The organism is Rhodoferax sp. GT1R46 (assembly GCF_056521285.1).
The window spans coordinates 536,088-555,171 of record NZ_JBWMBC010000001.1 but is presented as its reverse complement, the minus strand read 5'-3'; the positions used below and the strand labels follow the sequence as shown (position 1 = coordinate 555,171).

General features: G+C 62.5%; 19 protein-coding genes. 14 read left to right on the top strand and 5 right to left on the bottom strand.

All coding sequences use genetic code 11. The annotated features are described in order from the left end of the window. Position 1: 1 nt before the first annotated feature. Both AC097W_RS02660 and AC097W_RS02655 read right to left on the bottom strand, forming a co-directional pair. Complete coding sequence (locus AC097W_RS02660; protein WP_479600766.1) at positions 2-469, bottom strand: VOC family protein; 468 nt, start codon at positions 467-469, stop codon at positions 2-4. Further along, entirely contained in the window at positions 454-1,203 is a 750-nt protein-coding gene (locus tag AC097W_RS02655; protein ID WP_479600765.1) for a TetR/AcrR family transcriptional regulator, read from the bottom strand. Before AC097W_RS02655 ends, AC097W_RS02660 begins: the two co-directional genes overlap by 16 nt. Before the next feature lie 106 nt (positions 1,204-1,309). Between AC097W_RS02655 and AC097W_RS02650 the strand changes: the two genes are divergently transcribed. From AC097W_RS02650 to AC097W_RS02635, 4 genes are read left to right on the top strand one after another with little or no spacing between them, the layout of a single operon-like run. Continuing rightward, positions 1,310-1,945 carry an SRPBCC family protein gene (locus AC097W_RS02650; RefSeq protein WP_479600764.1) on the top strand — a complete coding sequence of 212 codons (636 nt, stop codon included), beginning with the start codon at positions 1,310-1,312 and terminating at the stop codon, positions 1,943-1,945. Between the two features lie 43 nt (positions 1,946-1,988). Beyond that, complete coding sequence (locus AC097W_RS02645) at positions 1,989-2,879, top strand: FAD binding domain-containing protein (protein ID WP_479600763.1); 891 nt, start codon at positions 1,989-1,991, stop codon at positions 2,877-2,879. A gap of 27 nt (positions 2,880-2,906) precedes the next feature. Continuing rightward, complete coding sequence (locus AC097W_RS02640) at positions 2,907-3,440, top strand: (2Fe-2S)-binding protein (RefSeq protein ID WP_479600762.1); 534 nt, start codon at positions 2,907-2,909, stop codon at positions 3,438-3,440. Beyond that, positions 3,437-5,851 carry a xanthine dehydrogenase family protein molybdopterin-binding subunit gene (locus tag AC097W_RS02635; protein ID WP_479600761.1) on the top strand — a complete coding sequence of 805 codons (2,415 nt, stop codon included), beginning with the start codon at positions 3,437-3,439 and terminating at the stop codon, positions 5,849-5,851. The genes AC097W_RS02640 and AC097W_RS02635 overlap by 4 nt, the downstream gene beginning before the upstream one ends. A 14-nt stretch (positions 5,852-5,865) precedes the next feature. Here AC097W_RS02635 and AC097W_RS02630 read toward each other — a convergent pair whose 3' ends face one another. Next, the gene (locus AC097W_RS02630) at positions 5,866-6,744 is read right to left on the bottom strand and encodes a transglutaminase-like domain-containing protein (protein WP_479600760.1); all 879 of its coding nucleotides are present in this window, start codon (positions 6,742-6,744) and stop codon (positions 5,866-5,868) included. Between the two features lie 128 nt (positions 6,745-6,872). On the opposite strand from AC097W_RS02630, the gene AC097W_RS02625 reads away from it, so the two are divergent. Next, a complete protein-coding gene (locus tag AC097W_RS02625; RefSeq protein ID WP_479600759.1) occupies positions 6,873-7,091 on the top strand; it encodes a hypothetical protein in 219 nt (72 codons plus the stop codon). A gap of 26 nt (positions 7,092-7,117) precedes the next feature. On the opposite strand, the gene AC097W_RS02620 is transcribed toward AC097W_RS02625, so the two are convergent. After that, the gene (locus AC097W_RS02620; protein ID WP_479600758.1) at positions 7,118-8,338 is read right to left on the bottom strand and encodes a polyhydroxyalkanoate depolymerase; all 1,221 of its coding nucleotides are present in this window, start codon (positions 8,336-8,338) and stop codon (positions 7,118-7,120) included. A 141-nt stretch (positions 8,339-8,479) separates the two neighbouring features. Here AC097W_RS02620 and AC097W_RS02615 point away from each other — a divergent pair, with 141 nt between their 5' ends. Continuing rightward, positions 8,480-9,136, top strand: coding sequence for a glutathione S-transferase (locus tag AC097W_RS02615; protein WP_479600757.1), 657 nt, complete (start codon positions 8,480-8,482; stop codon positions 9,134-9,136). Here AC097W_RS02615 and AC097W_RS02610 read toward each other — a convergent pair. Further along, positions 9,037-9,456, bottom strand: a complete 420-nt coding sequence (locus tag AC097W_RS02610) for a cupin domain-containing protein (RefSeq protein WP_479600756.1) — start codon at positions 9,454-9,456, stop codon at positions 9,037-9,039. The genes AC097W_RS02615 and AC097W_RS02610 overlap by 100 nt on opposite strands. Positions 9,457-9,579: 123 nt before the next feature. Here AC097W_RS02610 and mutL point away from each other — a divergent pair, with 123 nt between their 5' ends. The 8 genes from mutL (at position 9,580) to miaA (ending at position 18,766) form a co-directional block, all read left to right on the top strand. Then, a complete protein-coding gene (gene mutL, locus AC097W_RS02605; protein WP_479600755.1) occupies positions 9,580-11,580 on the top strand; it encodes a DNA mismatch repair endonuclease MutL in 2,001 nt (666 codons plus the stop codon). A gap of 52 nt (positions 11,581-11,632) precedes the next feature. Then, complete coding sequence (locus AC097W_RS02600; protein WP_479600754.1) at positions 11,633-12,445, top strand: MlaE family ABC transporter permease; 813 nt, start codon at positions 11,633-11,635, stop codon at positions 12,443-12,445. A gap of 31 nt (positions 12,446-12,476) precedes the next feature. Further along, entirely contained in the window at positions 12,477-13,448 is a 972-nt protein-coding gene (locus AC097W_RS02595; RefSeq protein WP_479600753.1) for an MlaD family protein, read from the top strand. A gap of 101 nt (positions 13,449-13,549) precedes the next feature. Then, positions 13,550-14,233, top strand: coding sequence for a hypothetical protein (locus tag AC097W_RS02590; RefSeq protein ID WP_479601283.1), 684 nt, complete (start codon positions 13,550-13,552; stop codon positions 14,231-14,233). Beyond that, on the top strand, positions 14,230-15,123 hold the full coding sequence (locus AC097W_RS02585) for a DMT family transporter (RefSeq protein ID WP_479600752.1): 894 nt from the start codon (positions 14,230-14,232) through the stop codon (positions 15,121-15,123). Before AC097W_RS02590 ends, AC097W_RS02585 begins: the two co-directional genes overlap by 4 nt. A gap of 24 nt (positions 15,124-15,147) precedes the next feature. Then, positions 15,148-16,578 (top strand): MATE family efflux transporter, encoded by a 1,431-nt coding sequence (locus AC097W_RS02580; protein ID WP_479600751.1) that lies wholly within the window; start codon positions 15,148-15,150, stop codon positions 16,576-16,578. A gap of 3 nt (positions 16,579-16,581) precedes the next feature. After that, positions 16,582-17,799, top strand: a complete 1,218-nt coding sequence (locus tag AC097W_RS02575) for a multidrug effflux MFS transporter (RefSeq protein ID WP_479600750.1) — start codon at positions 16,582-16,584, stop codon at positions 17,797-17,799. A gap of 1 nt (position 17,800) precedes the next feature. Next, positions 17,801-18,766, top strand: a complete 966-nt coding sequence (gene miaA / locus AC097W_RS02570) for a tRNA (adenosine(37)-N6)-dimethylallyltransferase MiaA (RefSeq protein ID WP_479600749.1) — start codon at positions 17,801-17,803, stop codon at positions 18,764-18,766. Positions 18,767-19,084: the final 318 nt, after the last annotated feature.

Below are 19,084 nucleotides of genomic sequence, written 5' to 3'. Positions count from 1 at the left end.
ATCAGGCGCTCAATCCCGATAGCCGGGCATCCAGGCTGCTTTTCTCTTCGGCCGGGTAGTTCAACTCGATGACCAGCCCTGCGGGGTCATCCAGAAACAACTGGTGCAAGCCGATCGCCGGTACGGTGCGCTCCCGGCAGGGAACACCCAGCTGTCTGAGATGGGCCAGCATTGCTTCCAGCCCGGTTGTCATCAGGGCGATGTGGTCTACCGCGCCGGTTCCTTGCAGCGAACCGACATCCCGGTCACCCAGGTACTGCTTCAAGCCTTCCGGATCGTTTTTGTCGATCCCGATCACATGCACCATCGCGTTCGCCACGATGGAAGGATCACCGTTGTACATCCACAGGCCTGGAAAAGGGAATGGTGGACGCGGGCCCACCGACAGGCCCAATACGGTCTCGTAGAACGCCCGGGTCGCATCCAGATCGGTTGTCCGGATCGAGAAATGATTCAATGAATAGGCCAAGATAAGTTCTCCTTTGTGGAAAGACCGGGCAGGGTCATGCTTTTGGGGGCTGCGCTCTGCGCAATGACCGCTTCTATGGACCGCAGGTAGCCGCGGACCCGGTCATGAATAAAGACTTCATCAAAAGGCTCTGTCTGCTGGTCGAACGGGGCCAGTCCATAGACCCATCGGCGCATGCCCATGTAGAAAATGCCGCCGTGCAGACCCATGATCAATTCAAGTTCGCGCGCGGTCGGCTTGCCGCGATTGGGTCGACCCAGGTATCGGCGACTCTCGCGTACCAGGCGGGGAAAGAGTTTTTCACCCAGCAAAGCGAAATAGCGGTCCGTGATGTACCGGTCGCTCAGTCCGGAAAAAACAAACACGCGAACCCAGTCGCGCTCCAGAATCAACTTGGCATATTCGGTATAAAACCGCGTCAACTTGGATTCAACATCCAGCGCTTTGTCATCCAGCAGCCCCTCCCACTCGGTATTCCAGCGCGCAGCAAACAGGTCGGTATAGACCCGCTCAATCAACGCCTGCTTGGTCGGAAAGTAGTGGTACAGCAGGGTGTGCGTAATGCCCAGTTCCCGGGCCAGGTCACGCAACTGTCCATCGAGCCCGTGCTGCGAGAAAAAACGGACAGCACCTTCCACGATCAAGCGCTCGCGCTCTGCTGGCGGCAGACGCCGTCGCGGTGACGTTTTGTCGCTGCTCGTGTCCAGTGCAGGGTTTTTACCGATGGAAGTCATGGAGCCGTTGATTAATAGTTGACGCTAATTTAACGCTTGGTCAATAAGCTTCAAATCGGGACAAACCCGAAGACGCCAACCCCATCCGAATTCACAAGGCACACACATGGAACTCAAAGGCAGCGTCATTCTTCCTGCAGGATCAGAGCCGGTCTGGCTGGCACTCAACGATCCCGACGTTTTGCGGCTGTGCATTCCAGGGTGTGAGGAAGTACGTCAAATCTCCCCGGATGAGATGCATGCACGGGTGATGCTCCGACTGGGACCGGTGCGGGCCAACTTTGTCGGCAAAGTGCTGATGACCGACGTTCGCCCCCTGCTGGGCTGCACGCTGAACTTTGAAGGCTCCGGCGGTAGCGCCGGTTTTGCCCGTGGCAGCTCGGTGATCGAACTCACCACCGTTCCAGAAGGCACGCGGCTGGACTACACCGCGCAGGCATCGGTGGCCGGCAAGCTGGGCCAGATCGGTGGCCGCCTGATGGATGCCTCTGCCAAGCAACTGGCAGACCGCTTCTTTGTCGCGTTCAGAACCCACATAACGGCAGGCGAAGAAGCGGCTTCGCTGGCAACGCAGGTCCCCTCGGCTATCCCGGCCATGGTTGCGACAGCCCCGACAGTGCGCACGCCGTCTGATTCACAGGCGTCCTGGTTCGAGAAGGAAAAGCCCCGTCTGCTCTGGTTTGCGGCCGGCATTGGAGCCACTGCATTGGGCGTCTGGATGGGCGCTCACTGGCTGCGTTGACATTGATGCACTCCGCCCTCCACTCTCCTGAAGGCACTACCCCATGAAAGCTCCCGCGTTTTCCTACGCACGACCCAGTCGGCTTGTCGATGCGCTGGCGCTGCTTGAAAAGCATGGCGACGAGGCCCGGCTGCTTGCCGGTGGCCAGACACTGATGGCCACACTCAACATGCGGCTGTCGGAACCCTCCCTGCTGATCGACCTGCAATCGGTGGCCGAACTCCGGGGCATGGGGGTCACAGCGACCCATTTGCGCATCGGAGCCATGGTGACCCACAGCGATATTGAATCGTCTGCTCTGGTCGCACAGCACGCGCCGCTGCTGGCCATGGCGGCGCCCCATATTGCCCACCGGGCCATCCGCAACCTGGGTACTTTTGGCGGATCGATTGCCTATGGCGACCCGGCAGCCGAATGGCCCGCCTGTTTGCTGGCCCTCGATGGTGTGGTGATTGCGCGCAGCCTCGCGGGGGAACGCCGCATTGCCGCCAAGGATTTCTTTGTGGGTCTGTACACCACAACGCTGGCGGCTCATGAGGTCATTGCGGCGTGTGAGGTCCCTCTGGCGCAGGCATCACAGCGGTTTGCTTTCAGTGAACTGGCGCGCCGCCATGGGGACTATGCCGTGGTGGGCCTTGCCGCGTCAGCCCACTGGTCTGACGGTTTGTTCAATTCCGTGCGGCTGGCCTGGCTGGGTGTTGGCAACATGCCATTGCGTACCCTTGCAACCGAACAGGTTCTGCAGGGGCAGCGTCTTTCCGACACGCTGCTGGCGCAGGTGTTGCAGGCACTGCGAGACGAACTGAATCCGGAGGCGGACCTGACCCACAGTGCCGCCGCCAAGCTGCACCTCGCGGGCGTCATGCTCAAGCGCACCTTGCACACGCTGGCCGGAAATCAGCCTGTGCCAGCGGCCCATTCGAACGCCGCATAACCAAATAGCCAGCCACGAAGGAAGACCATGAATCAACAGGAACTGCCTGCCGACGAATTGACGACTGCAGCCCGGCCCGTCAGCATCACGGTCAACGGGACATGCGGTCAGCACCATGTGCAGCCCCGAACCCATTTGGTTGATTTTTTGCGTGAAGACCTGGGGCTCAAGGGCTCCCATCTGGGGTGCGAACACGGTGTCTGCGGTGCCTGCACCGTGCAACTCGACGGGAAGATCGTGCGGGGCTGCCTGGTGCTGGCGGTTCAGGCCGACGGCCGACGCGTGGACACCATCGAAGGCCTGAGCGACAGCGGCACCATCCGCGACCTGCAGCAGGCATTTGTGCGACACAACGCGCTCCAGTGCGGCTTCTGCACCTCGGGCATGCTGATGGCCGCCAGCGAACTGCTGGAGCACAAGCCGCATGCCAGCCGCGAGGAAGTGCGCGAATGGATCTCCGGCAACTATTGCCGCTGTACCGGCTACCAGGCCATCGTCAATGCCATTTGCGAAGTACTGGCCGCGCGCAACACGGCACGCACCGCAGGAGCCACGGCATGAACGCACCCGACCACCGCCATCTGCACGACTCGCCCAAAGCAGCACCGTTTACCGGTGACCTCCAGGATGCACGTCATATCGGGCAGGCTATTCCCCGTCCCAATATCGAGCGACTGGCCGAAGGCCGCGGACAGTACGTGGACGATATGGAGCTGCCGCGCATGGCGCATGTGGTGTTCTGGCGCTCACCCGTGGCACACGCCCGTATCACCCGCATTGAGCGCGACTTTGCCCGCATGATGCCCGGCGTGCTGGCCGTCTACGATGGCAAGGATTTGGCCACCGTCTGCAAGCCCTGGGTCGCAACCCTCACGCACCTTGCAGGCATGAAGTCGGCACCGCAGTACCCCATGGCGATCGACCGGGCCTGCTGGCAGGGCGAGCCCGTGGTTGCGGTGGTTGCCAAAACACGCGCAGAAGCGGAGGACGCGCTGCAATATGTGCAGGTCGAGTGGGAAGATTTGCCCGCCGCGCTGGACATGAACACGGCGCTGGACCCGAACACACCCGTGATTCACCCGGAACTGGGTGACAACCTGTGCTTTACCCGTAGCCTGGACACGGGTGGTGTGGACGAGGCTTTTGCCCGCGCGGATGTGGTCGCAGAGGCCACCTTCGACTTTGGCCGGCACACCGGGGTGACGCTGGAGTCGCGCTGCCAGATCGCCGACTACAACCCGGCCTCCGGCCAGCTGACCGTGCACCACTCGCAACAGGCCCCGCACATGATGCAGGACCTGTACTCGCGCCAGTTCGGCTTGCCCGAAGCCTCGGTGCGGGTGGTCTGCAAAGACGTGGGTGGCTCGTTTGGCATCAAGGTCCACGCCTACCCGGACGACTTTGCGACCGTGGCCATGTCCATTCTGCTCAAGCGCCCGGTGAAGTTTGTGGCAGACCGGCTGGAGTCGTTTGTGAGCGACATCCATGCGCGGGAGCACCGGATCAAAGGGCGCATTGCCGCGAGCAAGGACGGCGATATTCTGGCGTTCGAAATCGACGACGTGACCGGCATTGGTCCGTTCTCCATGTTTCCGCGCACCAGTGGCATTGAAGGCAACCAGGTGGTCAACCTGACCGGCGGACCCTACAAGCACAAGGCCTACCGGGCAAAACTCAACGTCGTTTTCCTCAACAAGACGCCCACGTGCCAGTACCGGGGCGTGGGCCACCCGATTGCCTGCGCGGTGACGGAAGGCCTTGTCGATCTGGCTGCTGCCCAGCTGGGCATGGACCCACTGGCATTTCGCCAGCGCAATGTGATTGCGGACGACGCCTACCCTACTACAGGCGCTTCGGGCATCCGGCTGGAAGTGCTCTCCCATGAGGCCTGCCTTCGCAAAATTTCGACATTGATGGACTATCCTGCACTGCGCGCCGAGCAGGTGTCCTTGCGGGCCAAAGGTATATACCGTGGCATCGGTTTTGCCACCCTGATCGAACTCACCAACCCGGGCGCTGCGTTCTACGGCGTGGGCGGTGCGCGCATTTCGTCGCAAGACGGGGCCACCATGCGACTAGAGCCCGGTGGCGGTGTGGCCGTCATGGTCAGCGTGGGCGAACAGGGCCAGGGCACGGAGGCCATCTATGCCCAGATTGCAGCCGATGCGGTCGGCGTGCCCATGAATCAGGTCCGACTGCTGACGGGCGACACCGACGCCGTGCCGTACGGCGGTGGTACCTGGGCCTCACGCGGAGCCGGTATTGGGGGTGAAGCCGTGTTGCAGGCCGGCCTGGCGTTGCGCGCAAACATTCTCAAAGTGGCCGAGGCCATTCTCAACCGGGAGGCCAGCGGCCTGCGACTCATGGATGGCGTCGTCGTGGATGCGTTGAGTGGCGAGGCACTGCTGCCGCTACCGGAGCTGGGTCGCATCACCTATTACCGGCCCGACACGTTGCCAGCGGGTTTCACCTCGGAGTTGATGGTGACCCGCCATTACGCCCAGCGCGACTACCCCTTCATCTTTACCAACGGCGTTCAGGCTTCGTATGTGGAGGTGGACACTGAGACCGGCTTCGTGAAGCTACTTAAACACTGGGCGGTGGAAGACTGCGGCCGCGTCATCAACCCGATGCTGGTGGACGAGCAGATTCGCGGCGCCATTGTGCAGGGCATTGGCGGCGCGCTATTTGAAGAGTGCCTGTACGACGATGCCGGCCTCATGAAAAATGGCAGCATGGCCGACTACCTGGTGCCCATGGCTGGTGAGATGCCCGACATCGTGGTGGCACACGTCGAGACACCGACGCGCAGCTCGCTTCTTGGTGCCAAGGGCGCGGGTGAGGCGGGTACGGCGGGGGCTCCTGGTGCCGTGGTCAATGCCATCAACGATGCCCTGCGCCCCCTGAAAGCCGAAGTATGGTCTCAGCCCGTAACGCCTGAAAAGATACTGCGGGCACTGGGACATATTTGAGAAAACCGGTGCCGTCAAACGCCCCGTGCGCCACTGTCGGTTGACAAGGCATCCCGGCAGTGGTGCGGGAGCTTGGCCCCCAATGAAACGTCCTGCACGGCCCAGGCCCGGATCACCGGTGCGTGCGACTGCACATTGCCGAAAATCGTGGCAAAGGCCACGTCTGCGGCATCGCGACCGGTACCAAACCGCACCAGGCCCATGGGAATGGCGGTGCCCGATGGATCAAAGATATACCAGCGGTCCCCCACATACGCTTCCACGTAGGCGTGGAAGTCAGGCGGACCCAGCACCGGGTCAGCGCCATAGTCGGTCCCGGTGGTGAAGCGCGCCGGAATGTTGAGCGCGCGACACAGCGCAATCATCAGGTGGGCAAAGTCGCGGCAAATGCCGACCCGCTCGATAAGAGTGTCCACCGCCGACGTGTTGGCGGTTGAACTGTTGGAGGTAAAGGTGACATGCCTGAGCACCCAGTCCCGAATCGCCTGCACACGGCTATAGCCCTGTGGAAGGTGACCAAATTCATTGTTCGCCAGCTTGAGAAGCCGATCGGACTGGCAATAGCGACTGGGGTAGATGTACCCCATCACCTCGGGCGGCAGACTGCGCACGGGCACTTCCGCAATCTGGCTCGGCTCAGCGTAGTGGTGAGTCAGGTCGACTGTGGCGGCATACGACACGTTCAGTTCTCCGGGCAAGCCATGCAGGCGCATGTAGCGATTGCCACTCAGGGGGTCTGTATGGATCTGCGGATCAACCGCCTGGCTCAGTTGCAGGTTCTCAAAAACAATGTTCTGGCTGGCTGTATGGGCCGCGTGGATGTTGAATACGAAGTCAGCGCCTTGCTGATCAATCTGGTAATTCAACGCAATTTGTAGTTCAATACGAATCATTCTTCAGACCTCACGTTTATCGTCGCCAGTACGATCGCACATCGGGCAAAGGGTGTCCGTGTGCTGGCGCACGGACGGCGTGGTTTGCATTCCATCAAAATTGCCTCTCAAACCACAAAGGAGACTCCATGAACGCAACAAAAATAGTGGCCATGCTGCTGATAGCCGGCGGTGCACTCGGCCTCATCTACGGCGGCTTCAGCTACACCCAGGAAAAGAGCAGTGCCGACATTGGCCCCCTGCACTTGCAAGTCAATGAGACCAAGCGCGTCAACATCCCCCTGTGGGCCGGTCTGGGCGCCATCGTGGGCGGCGTGCTGCTGCTGGCGACATCGCGCAAATCCTGACTCGACAGGGCTGGCGCACGCCACGGTCAGCCGACGCTGGCGTGAATCATCTCCCGCACGCGCGGGTAGATTTGCAGGTTCCATTTTTTCCCGCTGAACACGCCGTAATGCCCTACTCCAGTTTGTACATGGTGGGTTTTCCTGTAGGGGCGGATGCTGCTGCACAGGTCTTGTGCCGCGACGGTCTGGCCCACTGAGCAAATGTCGTCGCGCTCGCCTTCCACCGTCATGAGCGCCGTGCGCCGGATGGCGTCAGGGTTCACGGTGCGGCTCCGGTATTGCAGCTTGCCCATGGGCAGGTCGTAGGTCTGAAAGACCTTTTCCACCGTCTCCAGATAGAACTCGGCCGGCAAATCATTGACGGCCAGATACTCATCGTAAAACGCGCGCAGTGTTTCATCTTTTTCCAGGTCGCCCTCCACGCGGTACTGGTACATGTCCCGAAACGACTTCTTGTGGCGGTCCGGGTTCATGCTCAAAAAGGCGCTGAGCTGCACAAAGCCGGGATACACACGGCGCATGTAACCTTTGTGGGGCAGTGGCACGCGACTGATCAGGTTTTTCTCGAACCATTCAATCGGTTTGCTGGTCGCCAGCTTGTTAACTTCCGTCGGGTTCACGCGGCAGTCCACCGGCCCGGCCATCAGGGTCAGGCTCAGGGGCTGCGCCGGGTCGTCATCCTCAGCCATGATGGCGGTCGCCGCCAGCGCTGCCACGCAAGGCTGGCAAACTGCCACCACATGCGTGCCCGGACCCATGGTCTGGGTGAAACGGATCATGTGGTCAATGTAGTCGTCCAGGCCAAATGGCCCGTGCTGCAACGACACATCCCGCGCGTTGTGCCAGTCGGTAATGTAGACGTCATGGTCCTGCAGCAGAGTTTTGGCCGTCTCCCGCAGAAGGGTCGCGAAATGGCCCGACAGCGGCGCCACCAGTAGCACTGGTGGTTGATAGGGCAGGTCGCCTGCGCCTTCCTTTTTGAAGCGCAAAAGAGTACCGAAAGGCATCGAAAGAATGGCTTCTTCCGTCACCGCAAAATCGCGCTCCCCCACTTTGACCGAGTGAATGGCGTAAGGGGGCCGCGAGTGCGTCAGCCGCATGCGAGAGAACACTTCCAGGGACGCCGACAGCTTGCGCAGCAAGCTGCCCTCGGTGTTCCCCATCCACAGCGCCGCACTGCTGCTTTGTGCCAGCAGCCGGAACGGTGAGAGCAGATCGGATTGAAGTTGATAGGCTTGGTACAGCATAGGTTTCCTGACGTTGAGCGGGCATGCCTGGTTAGGTTTCTTGCCTGATAAGAGGAGTGCAGGCAATTTACGGGCCAGCGTTCTGGTTGGCACAACCCTTGCAAAGGTGCGGTACCACTTGTCCGGTTTGAGGAGACCCCCATGGCCAAAGCCATCCTGACCATCAGCAGTAAAAACTACGGCGCCTGGGCCTTGCGCGGCTGGCTCACAGCCCGCCTGGCGGGGCTGGAGTTCACGGAACACATCATTTCCCCCGATGACCCGGCGATGAAGGCCGAAATGCTGTTGCTGTCGAGCAGCATGCTGGTGCCCTCCCTGCTACACAACGGCGTGAAGGTGTGGGACACCCTGGCCATTGCCGAATACCTCAACGAGATCAAGCCCAAAGCGCACCTGCTCCCGGCCGACATCGCAGCCCGCGCGCACTGCCGCGCCATCTGCGGTGAGATGCACCATGGTTTTGCCTCCCTGCGCGCGTCGCTGCCCATGAATATCAAGGCCCATTTCCCGAAGTTCAAAATCTGGTCACGTGCACAGACCGACATTGACTGCATCGTGGAAATCTGGGGCGAGTGCCTGGCAACCTACGGCGGCCCCTACCTGTTTGGCAAGCAGCCCACGGTTGCTGATGCCATGTATGCCCCCGTGGTGACGCGGTTTCTGACCTACGACGTCGCCCTGAACAAGCCCTGCGCGGCTTATTGCAAACGCATCATGGAGCTGCCCGCCATGAAGGAGTGGGTGGCCGACGCCCAAAAAGAGCCCGACGACATTGAAGAACTCGAAGCCGAGTTCTGACGCACCCCCAGTGACTCCCTATTTCCAGGGCGCTGGTGCACCACGTCGCCGGCTTCGACCAGGGTCTCCTTGTCTTTGTACATGAAGCGGGCCCAGCCCTTGACCATGATCACGATCTGGAAATCCGCCTCATGCCGGTGCCATCCGGTGCCCGTTTCTGGTGCCATATTGGCCTTGACCAGGTGCGCAATCACTTTTCCGTGCGTGGCTTCCCCGATACCCAGGTCGCGGTACAGAAAAAAGTCCCGCAATCCGCCTGGCACAAACTGCGTGTCGACGGGCTTTACGTGGGAAAACTGGGTGGCAGTGCGGTCGAGCATGGCGTACTCCTGAAAATAATCAAACCAAGAAGCAAATGTTGCAGCGCAGCACCTAGCAGGAACTGTTCCAGCCACCACCCGGTGCGCGACTGCCATCTGGCCTCTGCCACCTAAAATACGCCGGTGAACGCTGCACCCAACCCCACTACCTCCAATTTGTCCTCCGATTTATCCTCCCATGTGCCCGCCGCGCGCCGGCCCATCCGCGAACTCTCTGACGAGCTGATCAGCCAGATCGCCGCCGGCGAGGTGGTGGAGCGCCCGGCCTCGGTGGTGCGCGAACTGGTGGACAACGCGCTGGACGCCGGCGCCACCCAGGTCACCGTGCGCCTGCTGGCGGGCGGCGTGCGCCTCATCAGCGTGGAAGACGATGGTCTTGGCATCCTGATGGCGGAGTTGCCCATGGCCTTCAAGCGCCACGCCACCAGCAAGATCGGCAACCTGCACGACCTGGAATCCGTTGCCACCATGGGTTTTCGGGGAGAAGCACTGGCCGCTATTAATTCAATAGCTGACTGCGCAATACTGTCGCGGGCTAACGGCCTGAATGAGGCTTTTCTTCTGGACGGCCGCACCGGGGAGCTGAAACCCGTTGCTCGCAGCCAGGGCACCACGGTGGAGGTGAAAGAGCTGTTCTACAGCACGCCGGCACGGCGCAAATTCCTCAAGACCGACGCGACCGAGCTGGCCCATTGCATTGAGGCCGTGCGCCGCCACGCCCTGGCGCGCCCGGATGTGGGCTTTGCCATCTGGCACGAGGGCAAGCTGGTAGAGCAGTGGCGCCGCTGTGACAACGCCGATGCCACACAGGCCCTGGACCAGCGCCTGGCCGATGTGCTGGGGGCCGACTTCATCAAGCAGTCCATTGCCGTGGATTGGCGCAGCACCCGGACCGATGTCGCCATGGGCTTGCGCGTGTGGGGCCGCGTGGGCATTCCCGACGCCGCCCGCTCCCGCGCCGACCAGCAGTTTTGCTATGTCAATGGCCGCTTTGTGCGAGACAAGGTGTTGACCCACGCCGCCCGCAGCGCCTATGAAGACGTGCTGCACGGCCACCGCCAGCCGGTGTATGCGCTTTACCTCTCCATGGACCCGGCCCGGGTGGATGTGAACGTGCACCCCACCAAGATTGAAGTGCGCTTTCGGGACAGCCGCGAAGTGCACCAGGGCGTGCGCCATGCGGTGGAAGACGCGCTGGCAGCACCGCGGGCAGGCACTCTGACCGCAAACGCAGCAACCGACGCATTAACCGACACATCGCCGGACGCGGCACCGCACGCACCCGCGCTGGGGTTTTATGCACCCAAAATGCCTCTAGCCCCCATGTACTCTGCGCAACCAGCTATCAATTTCGGAGCACCCCCCGCGTTGAGCGGGCACCGGGTGAGCGACCTGGGCGCACTGTGGCAGCCGGACCCGGCACGCACGGGCTCTGCCGCAGGGCTCCCGGCGACACCATTCTGCGAGACCGCTTCCACCGAAGTGCCGACCTCGCCGCTACCCGCTGGCGACTGGCCTTTGGGCCGTGCGCTGGCCCAACTGCAGGGCATTTACATCCTGGCCGAGAACGCACAGGGCCTGGTGATTGTGGACATGCATGCCGCGCACGAGCGCATCGTCTATGAGCGGCTGAAAAACCAGCTGGAAGCACTGGGCGCTGGCGGCAATGCGCCGTCCATTGCGCACTTGGCCAGCCAGCCACTGCTGATTCCTGCCACCTTTGCCGCCACGCCGCACGAGGTGGCCACGGCCGAGGCCCACACCGACACGCTGCGCACCCTGGGGCTGGAAATTACCCCGTTTTCGCCCAAAACGCTGGCCGTGCGGGCAGTGCCCACCACGCTGGTACAGGGCGATGCCGTGGAACTGGCCCGCAGCGTACTGGCCGAGCTCAGCCAGCATGAGGCCAGCACGGTCATCCAGCGCGCGCAAAACGAGCTACTGGCCACCATGGCCTGCCACGGCGCCGTGCGCGCCAACCGCCGCCTGAACATTGACGAGATGAACGGTCTGCTGCGCCAGATGGAAGCCACCGAGCGCAGTGACCAGTGCAACCATGGCCGCCCCACCTGGCGTCAGCTCAAGCTCAAAGACCTGGACGCACTGTTTCTGCGCGGCCGGTAAAAAGGTGCCATCCCGCACCAATGGGTGCTGGGCCCTTCGCTATGATGTGCGGATGACCTCCCGAGATCCGTTTCAGAGGCGTCTCACGCAAACCAGCCGCATTGCGCTGCAATGGCTCACCGAATGGTGGCGCCTGGCGCACTTGGGCGCCGTCCTTCTGGTGCTGGCACTCTCACCTTCGAGCTACAACCCGGCGAGCCGCAGGATACTGACCCAGCAGATCTATCTCAACACCGCACCGATACTGGTGGGCTTCAGCGTGGTGTGCGCGCTGGTGACGGTGGTGCTCACCCGCATCGTGCTGGTCACCGCGCAGAGCTATGGTTTGTCGCAATACGCATTGCAGGTTGTGATTCGGGTGCTGATTCTGGAGCTGATTCCACTGACCGCTGCGCTGTTTGTCGCCTTGCGCTGCACCATTCCCGATGGTGCCGAACTCACCGCCATGCAAGCCAGTGGCGAACTCGACGACATGCGTCGCCAGGGGCAGGACCCGGTGCGCCGGGAAGTGCTGCCGCGCGTGGTGGCGGGCATGTTTTCCGGCATCACGCTGGCCGCTCTGAGCAGCATGGTGGCGCTGGTGGTGGCCTACATAGCCGGGTACGGCTTCACTACCTCTGGCATCGAGGCCTACGTCCGACTTTCGGGCCAGGTGTTCAGCCCTGCAGTTTCCTTGATCTTCATTCTCAAGACCCTGTTGTTCTCCCTGGCTGTCGCATTGATTCCCATGGCCTCGGCCCTGTACGGCATGCGCGGCCTGCACGGCTCCAGCGTGCGCACCAGTACCGAGATGCGCGCGCTGGTTCGCATGTTTGCCGTGATACTGCTGATCGAAGTGGCTTCACTGGTCGGCAACTACTATTGACGTCGACCCCTCACCCTGACGCGCCACCCCCATGAGCACCCCTCCCCCACCACTCTTGCCAACCCCACCTGAGCCAGTCGCCAATCTGGAGATCAAGGCCCGGCTGCTGCTGCTGCTCATGCTGCTGCTGGTCTGCGGCTCCGTTCTGTTTGTCCTGTACGCCCGTGGTGCGTTCGATGCCACCCAGCGGCTGATACTGATGGCCGACGACTCCGAAGGCGTGGTGGTCGGCATGGACATCACCTTTTCCGGTTTCCCCATTGGCCGGGTGCGGCGCATTGAACTGGCCGACGACGGACGCGCCCGCATTCTGGTGGACCTGTCGGCCAAAGACGCGCACTGGCTGCGCACGAGCAGCATGTTCACCCTGGTACGCGGCATTGTGGGCAGCCCCAACATTCGCGCCTACACCGGCATGCTGAACGACCCACCCTTGCCAGACGGAGCGGAGCGCACCGTGCTGCAGGGTGATGCCAACGCTGAAATCCCCAAGGTCATTTCCGCGGCCAAGGAGCTGATCGACAACCTCAACGCATTGACACGCAGCAGCGGCTCGGTGGGTACCACGCTGGAAAACCTGCAAACCCTGACCGCACGACTCAATGGCCCCGGTGGCGCACTTACCGTGCTACTGGGAAGCGAACAGGAAGCCAAGAAAATCACCGTCACGCTGGACCGCGCCAATGCGCTATTGGGCCGGCTGGACACCATCGCGGCCAAAACCGACACCCAGGTTTTTGGCGAAAAAGGCGTTCTGCCAGAAACCCGGGCCACCATCGTGCAGCTCAACGCCCTGCTGGGTGATGCCCGCACCAGCATGAAGAAAGTGGATGCGGTTCTGCAGGACGCGCAGGCCATCACCACCAATGCGAAAGACGCCACAGCCGACCTGGGGGCCCTGCGTGCCGATGTCGATGCCAACCTGCGCAAGATCGACGGCCTGATCAACGAGATCAACCGCAAATGGCCTTTTGCCCGGGATACGGAAATCAAACTGCCATGAGATGCACTGCGAGGACCACCATGCCAACACCCCTCTTGAAAGCACCCGCGACTCTCCGTGGGATTGGCCATGCGATCACCCAGGCAGGTGCCAGCGCCGTGATGCTGTGCGCGGCCCTTCTGGCGGGCTGCTCCAGCGCGCCCAAAGCGCCAGATTGGCAAATGGAAGCCAAAGGCACGATGGACCGCTCCGTGGCCGCCTACCTGGAGGGCAACGCCCGGGTCGAGGCAGCCGAGCTGGCCCGCGCGCGCACCCAGATTGGCAGCACCGGCCGCCCCGACCTGCTGGCGACCGCCGAGCTGCTGCGCTGTGCGACCCGCGTGGCCAGCGCTGTGTTTGAGACCTGCCCCGGGTTTGAGGCGCTGCGCCAGGATGCCTCCGCCGCCCAGCGGGCCTATGCCGATTACCTGCGAGGTCAGGTCACGCCGCTGTCCATACCCTTGCTACCGGCCAACCAACGCGCCGCCGCTGCCCTTGGTGCCGGCGACGCCAGTGCCTTGCAGGGCATAGACGATCCGCTGTCGAGGCTGGTGGCGGCAGGCGTATTGCTGCAAACCGGCAAAGCCAGTCCGGCCGTCATTGCCCAGGCAGCGGATACTGCGTCCAGCCAGGGCTGGCGCCGGCCCCTGCTGGCCTGGCTGGGCGTGCAAGTCCAGCGCGCCGAGCGGGCGGGCCAGGTGGAAGAAGCGGCCCGACTGCGCCGGCGCATCGCCATTACGCAGGGAACCCAGGGAACCCAGGGTACCCAGGGTCAAGGGCAGGCACCCGGGCAAGGCAGCCCTTGAAAGCCAAACACTTCGCACAACTGGTTGCGCTGTCGGCCCTGTGGGGCGCATCGTTCATGCTGATCCGCATTGCCAGCCCCGTGCTGGGGCCCAATGTGCTGGCAGCCCTGCGCATTGGCATGGCCACACTCACACTCGCCGTGCTGATGCGCAGCATGCGCCACCCATGGCCCACGGGGCACTGGCGTGAACTGGCGCTCATCGGCGCGCTGTCGGTTGCGGCACCCTTTCTGCTGTTTGCCTGGGCAGCCCTGCAATTGCCCGCGGGCTACAGCGCTTTGCTGAACTCCACTGCCGTGGTGTTCGGCATCTTTGCGTCGGCCTGGCTCAAGGAAGACACGCTGACGGTGCGCAAACTGCTGGGCTGCGTATGTGGTTTTGCGGGAGTCGCGCTGATCGTGGGGCTGGGGCCGGTCGAAGTGTCATTCAAAGTCGTGGTGGCAGCGCTGGCCTGCATTGCGGCATCCGCCTGCTACGGCATCTCCACCCCCTTGATGAAGCGGGCCATCAGCCGCATGGAACCCTTGCAGATTGCAGCCGGCATTCATGCGGTGTCGCTGTTGATGCTGATCCCCGGTGCGGTCTGGAGCTGGCCGCAGGCCCATTTCACCCCGGTGGCGCTGGGCGCGGTGGCCGTCATGGGCATCGTGACATCCGGTCTGGCGTACTGGGTGCACATCCGCATCCTGGCGCATGTGTCGCCGGTTGCAGCCATGAGCCCGACCTTCATGATTCCGGTGTTCGGCGTGACCTGGGGGCACCTGTTTCTGGGGGAGCAGGTGAGCACCGGCATTTTTGCGGGCGGTGCCCTGGTGCTGCTGGCCAGCGCCCTCATCACCGGGTTCAACCCGTGGCAACGCTGGCTGGATGCGGTGGACGCCAAACCCTGACAGCCCCGTAGAATCCACGGGCTGATGTCCGACGCCCTACTCCCCGCTTTTACCCCCACACGACGCACCCGAGTCCTTGCAGAAACACAGGCCCTGTGGCTGCTGGCATGGCCTATTCTGATTGGGCAACTGGCCAACGTGGGCATGGCCGTCGTCGATGTCGCCATGGCGGGTCACGCCTCGGCACAAGACTTGGCCGGTGTGGGTCTGGGCGTGTCGATCTGGAACATGGTCATCATCACCCTCATGGGCATCATGATGTCCGTCAACCCCATCGTGGCCCAGTATGTCGGCGCAAAAGAGTTCAACAAGGTGCCGCATGTCGTGCGCCAGGCCTTATGGAAAGCGCTGGGCATCGGCCTGATCGCCTTTGTACTGGCCAACCTGTCCACGGTGGTGTTTGACCACCTGGAGCTGGAACCCGTGGTGCGCGACATGGCCAAGAACTTTGTGCACATCACCAGCTTTGCCCTGCCTGCCTTTGCCTGCTACCGCGTGCTGTACGGCTACAGCGCCAGCCTGAACCAGACCAAGCCGATGATGGTAATTGCCCTGGGCGCCCTGTTGCTCAACGCAGTCATCAACTGGCTGCTGGTGTTTGGCAACGGGGGCTTCCCGCGGCTGGGCGGCCTGGGCTGCGCGTGGTCGACCCTGCTGTGCGTGTGGTTCAACCTGGGCGGCCTGCTGTGGTGGATGCGCGCCAGCCCGGCCTACCGCAGCACCTGGCCGTTTGACCGGTTTGAAGCCCCCCACCGCGAAAAGGTGCGGGGTCTGCTCAAGCTGGGTTTGCCGATTGGCGTTACCTTTTTTGCAGAGACCAGCGCCTTTGGCCTGATTGCCCTGCTGATCGCAAAATTTGGCAGCACCCAGGTGGGAGCGCACCAGATCGCGCTGAACTTCACATCGCTGGTATTCATGGTGCCGTTGAGCCTGGGCGTGGCCCTGCTCACGCGGGTGGGGCAATCGCTGGGGGCGGGTGACCCGGTCGCCGCGCGCTTTCGGGCCTGGGTGGGCCTGGGGGGTGCACTGGTTTTTGCGGTGGTTTCCGCGGCCGGCATGGCCCTTTTCAGTTACCAGATTGCCACGGCCTACACCACGGATGCAGCGGTGGCATCCGCCGCATCGCAACTGTTGTTTTTGGCGGCCCTTTTTCAGGTGTCGGATGCCGCGCAAGTGGTGACGGCCTGTGCCATTCGCGGCTACAAGGTCACGCGCGCGCCGATGCTGATTCAGCTCACAGCCTTCTGGGTTTTTGCGCTGCCCCTGGGTTGTGCACTGGGCCTGGCGCCGGACTGGCTGCCCTGGCGCCCCGCGCAACCCCTGCAGGCGCAGGGCTTCTGGATTGCGCTGGTGGTGGGCCTGACCGTTGCCGCACTCGGACTGGTGGTGGTGCTGCGCATCGTTGCACGCGACCACCTGAAAAATCGGGCCATCCAGGCTCTTACTTCCCCCTAATTGATGCGCTCACCTTCTACCACCCCCGTCGTCGCCGCCATGCCAGCCGGCTTGCTGGTCGTGATTCTGTCCGTGCTGTTGGGACTGCAACCCGTCACCACCGACTTGTACCTGCCGGCTCTGCCGGGACTGACCCAGGAGTTGGGCGCCACCATGGCGCAGGCGCAGCTCACGCTCACGGCCCTGTTGCTGGCATTTGGTGTGTCGCAACTGATCTGGGGCCCGCTGTCGGATCGCTTTGGCAGGCGCCCCGTGCTACTAATGGGCATGGCGGCGTATGTGCTCGCGTCCCTGGGGAGCGCTGTGTCCACGACGATGGACCAGCTGATCCTCTGGCGCGTGGTCCAGGGCGCGGCCATGGGTGCAGGCGTGATGTGCGCACGCGCCATCGTGCGTGACCTGTACACACCCGTGCAGGGTGCCAGCGTCATGTCCAAAGGCCTGAGCGGGCTGGGCGTAATTGCCTGCGCAGCCGCGCCTCTGGGCGGCTTGCTGACGGCGCTGTTCAGCTGGCACGCCGCACTGCTGGCGCTGGCCGTGTTTGGCGCCATCTGCCTGGGCTTGATTGCCCTGCGATTTGAAGAAACCGTGCCGCACAAAAACCCCAAGGCCCTGCAACCTGCCACGCTGGCCCGTACCTGGTTCGGTATTGTGCGCAACCCCACGTTTCTCGCGTTTTCCGTTTTATCGGTGTGCTCGTATAGCGGCTTGTTCACCTTTCTGGCCTCGTCCTCGTTTGTCTTCATTCGTGTGCTGGGTTTCAGCACACCGCAATATGGCCTGGTGATGTTCGCCAACTCGTTTATCTACCTGCTGGGCACCTTTTTATGCAGACGCCTGTTGGTGCGCTTTGGCGTGCGCCGCACCGTCGCCCTTGCGGGTGTTTTGACCTTCACGGGCGGCACCCTCATGGGCATCCTGGCGCTTGCAGGGGTGGTGTCGGCCTGGGCCATCCTGCTGCCGTTTGGCCTGTTCATGCTGGGGCATGGCATCCACCAGCCGTGCGGACAAAGTGGTGCGGTGGGGCCGTTTCCGCAAGCGGCGGGTGCCGCATCTGCGCTCAATGGTTTTCTGATGATGGTCAGCGCTTTTGCGACCGGACAGTGGCTGGGTACCCATATGGATGGCACAGCAAACCCCCTGATCTTTGGCATCTGGTTCTGGAGCGTGCTCATTGCCCTGAGCGCCTGGACACTGGTGCAGCGCTTTGGCAGGCCCTGACGTGTTGCCCGAAAGGCTGCCTTACCACCTGTGCCTGGCCGGCCCCACGGCCGCCGGAAAAACCGCCGCCGCGCTGGCCATTGCGCGGGAGCACCCGTGCGAGATCATCAGCGTGGACTCGGCCCTGGTGTACCGGGGTATGGACATTGGCACCGCCAAACCCAACGCCGCCGAACTGGCCGCTGTACCGCACCATCTGATCAACATTCGCGATCCGCTGCAGCCTTATAGCGCCGCCGAATTTGTGACCGACGCGAGCGCACTGATCACCGACATTGCATCGCGCGGCAAGCTGCCCCTGCTGGTGGGCGGCACGATGTTGTATTTCAAGGCCCTGTTTGACGGCATTGACCCCATGCCCGCGGCCGACCCCGCCGTGCGCGCCCAGCTGGAAGCTGAGGCGCAGGCCAAAGGTTGGCCCGCGATGCATGCCGAGTTGGCACAAGTAGACCCCGTAACCGCTGCGCGCCTGGCAGCGGCAGACAGCCAGCGCATTCAGCGGGCGCTGGAGGTGTACCGGGTGTCAGGCTTGCCCTTGTCACACTTTCACATCCGCAATAATGCTATTAAAACAATAGCTACATCCGCAGGTTCTACGGGGGCTACTGCCCTTATTTCCCTGGAACCCGAGAATCGCAGCTGGCTGCATGCACGCATTGCCCAGCGCCTGGACGCGATGTGGGAGCAAGGCTTCATGGACGAAGTGAAGGCGCTGCGGGCGCGGGGCGACCTGAACCCCGATTTGCCCTCCATGCGCTGCGTGGGCTACCGCCAGACCTGGGAGGCTCTGGATGGCACCCTTCCGATGGCCGAGTTGCGCGAACGCTGCGTCTTCGCCACCCGCCAGCTCGCCAAACGCCAGATCACCTGGTTGCGCTCCATGCCAGAGCGTCAGGTGATGGCCTGTGATGCGCCGGGGGCGTTGGATGCGGTGTTGAAACTGGCCCGCACAGCGCTGCGCAGGTGAAGTGCGTTGCGAGACAAGTTGCGACCAGATCCTGCCCGTAGTGGTCGTCAAAAATACTGCGAAAACGGTCCGTCGCGGACCAGCGGCCATTGGGTCTTGCCGATCAAGAGCGGCTGTTTGTCTCTTTGCTCGAAAACCGGCTTAGGGCAAGTCTCTAAAACCACTGATATTCGCAACTGAGACCGGATTTACGGCACACTTTGGGCATGCGCGCTAAATGCTTGGCAGTCGATCCGCCGAACGTGCAAAGCCAAAATAGCGCGCGCGGAAAACGGGGTTTTTTACAGCCTCGTTAGCAGTCTTAGTGCCGCAAAGCGA

Coding starts and splice junctions, on each gene's coding strand:
- AC097W_RS02655 (WP_479600765.1), bottom strand. CDS start 1,203: ATGACTTCCATCGGTAAAAACCCTGCACTGGACACGAGCAGCGACAAA.
- AC097W_RS02650 (WP_479600764.1), top strand. CDS start 1,310: ATGGAACTCAAAGGCAGCGTCATTCTTCCTGCAGGATCAGAGCCGGTC.
- AC097W_RS02645 (WP_479600763.1), top strand. CDS start 1,989: ATGAAAGCTCCCGCGTTTTCCTACGCACGACCCAGTCGGCTTGTCGAT.
- AC097W_RS02640 (WP_479600762.1), top strand. CDS start 2,907: ATGAATCAACAGGAACTGCCTGCCGACGAATTGACGACTGCAGCCCGG.
- AC097W_RS02635 (WP_479600761.1), top strand. CDS start 3,437: ATGAACGCACCCGACCACCGCCATCTGCACGACTCGCCCAAAGCAGCA.
- AC097W_RS02630 (WP_479600760.1), bottom strand. CDS start 6,744: ATGATTCGTATTGAACTACAAATTGCGTTGAATTACCAGATTGATCAG.
- AC097W_RS02625 (WP_479600759.1), top strand. CDS start 6,873: ATGAACGCAACAAAAATAGTGGCCATGCTGCTGATAGCCGGCGGTGCA.
- AC097W_RS02620 (WP_479600758.1), bottom strand. CDS start 8,338: ATGCTGTACCAAGCCTATCAACTTCAATCCGATCTGCTCTCACCGTTC.
- AC097W_RS02615 (WP_479600757.1), top strand. CDS start 8,480: ATGGCCAAAGCCATCCTGACCATCAGCAGTAAAAACTACGGCGCCTGG.
- AC097W_RS02610 (WP_479600756.1), bottom strand. CDS start 9,456: ATGCTCGACCGCACTGCCACCCAGTTTTCCCACGTAAAGCCCGTCGAC.
- AC097W_RS02600 (WP_479600754.1), top strand. CDS start 11,633: ATGACCTCCCGAGATCCGTTTCAGAGGCGTCTCACGCAAACCAGCCGC.
- AC097W_RS02595 (WP_479600753.1), top strand. CDS start 12,477: ATGAGCACCCCTCCCCCACCACTCTTGCCAACCCCACCTGAGCCAGTC.
- AC097W_RS02590 (WP_479601283.1), top strand. CDS start 13,550: ATGCTGTGCGCGGCCCTTCTGGCGGGCTGCTCCAGCGCGCCCAAAGCG.
- AC097W_RS02580 (WP_479600751.1), top strand. CDS start 15,148: ATGTCCGACGCCCTACTCCCCGCTTTTACCCCCACACGACGCACCCGA.
- AC097W_RS02575 (WP_479600750.1), top strand. CDS start 16,582: ATGCGCTCACCTTCTACCACCCCCGTCGTCGCCGCCATGCCAGCCGGC.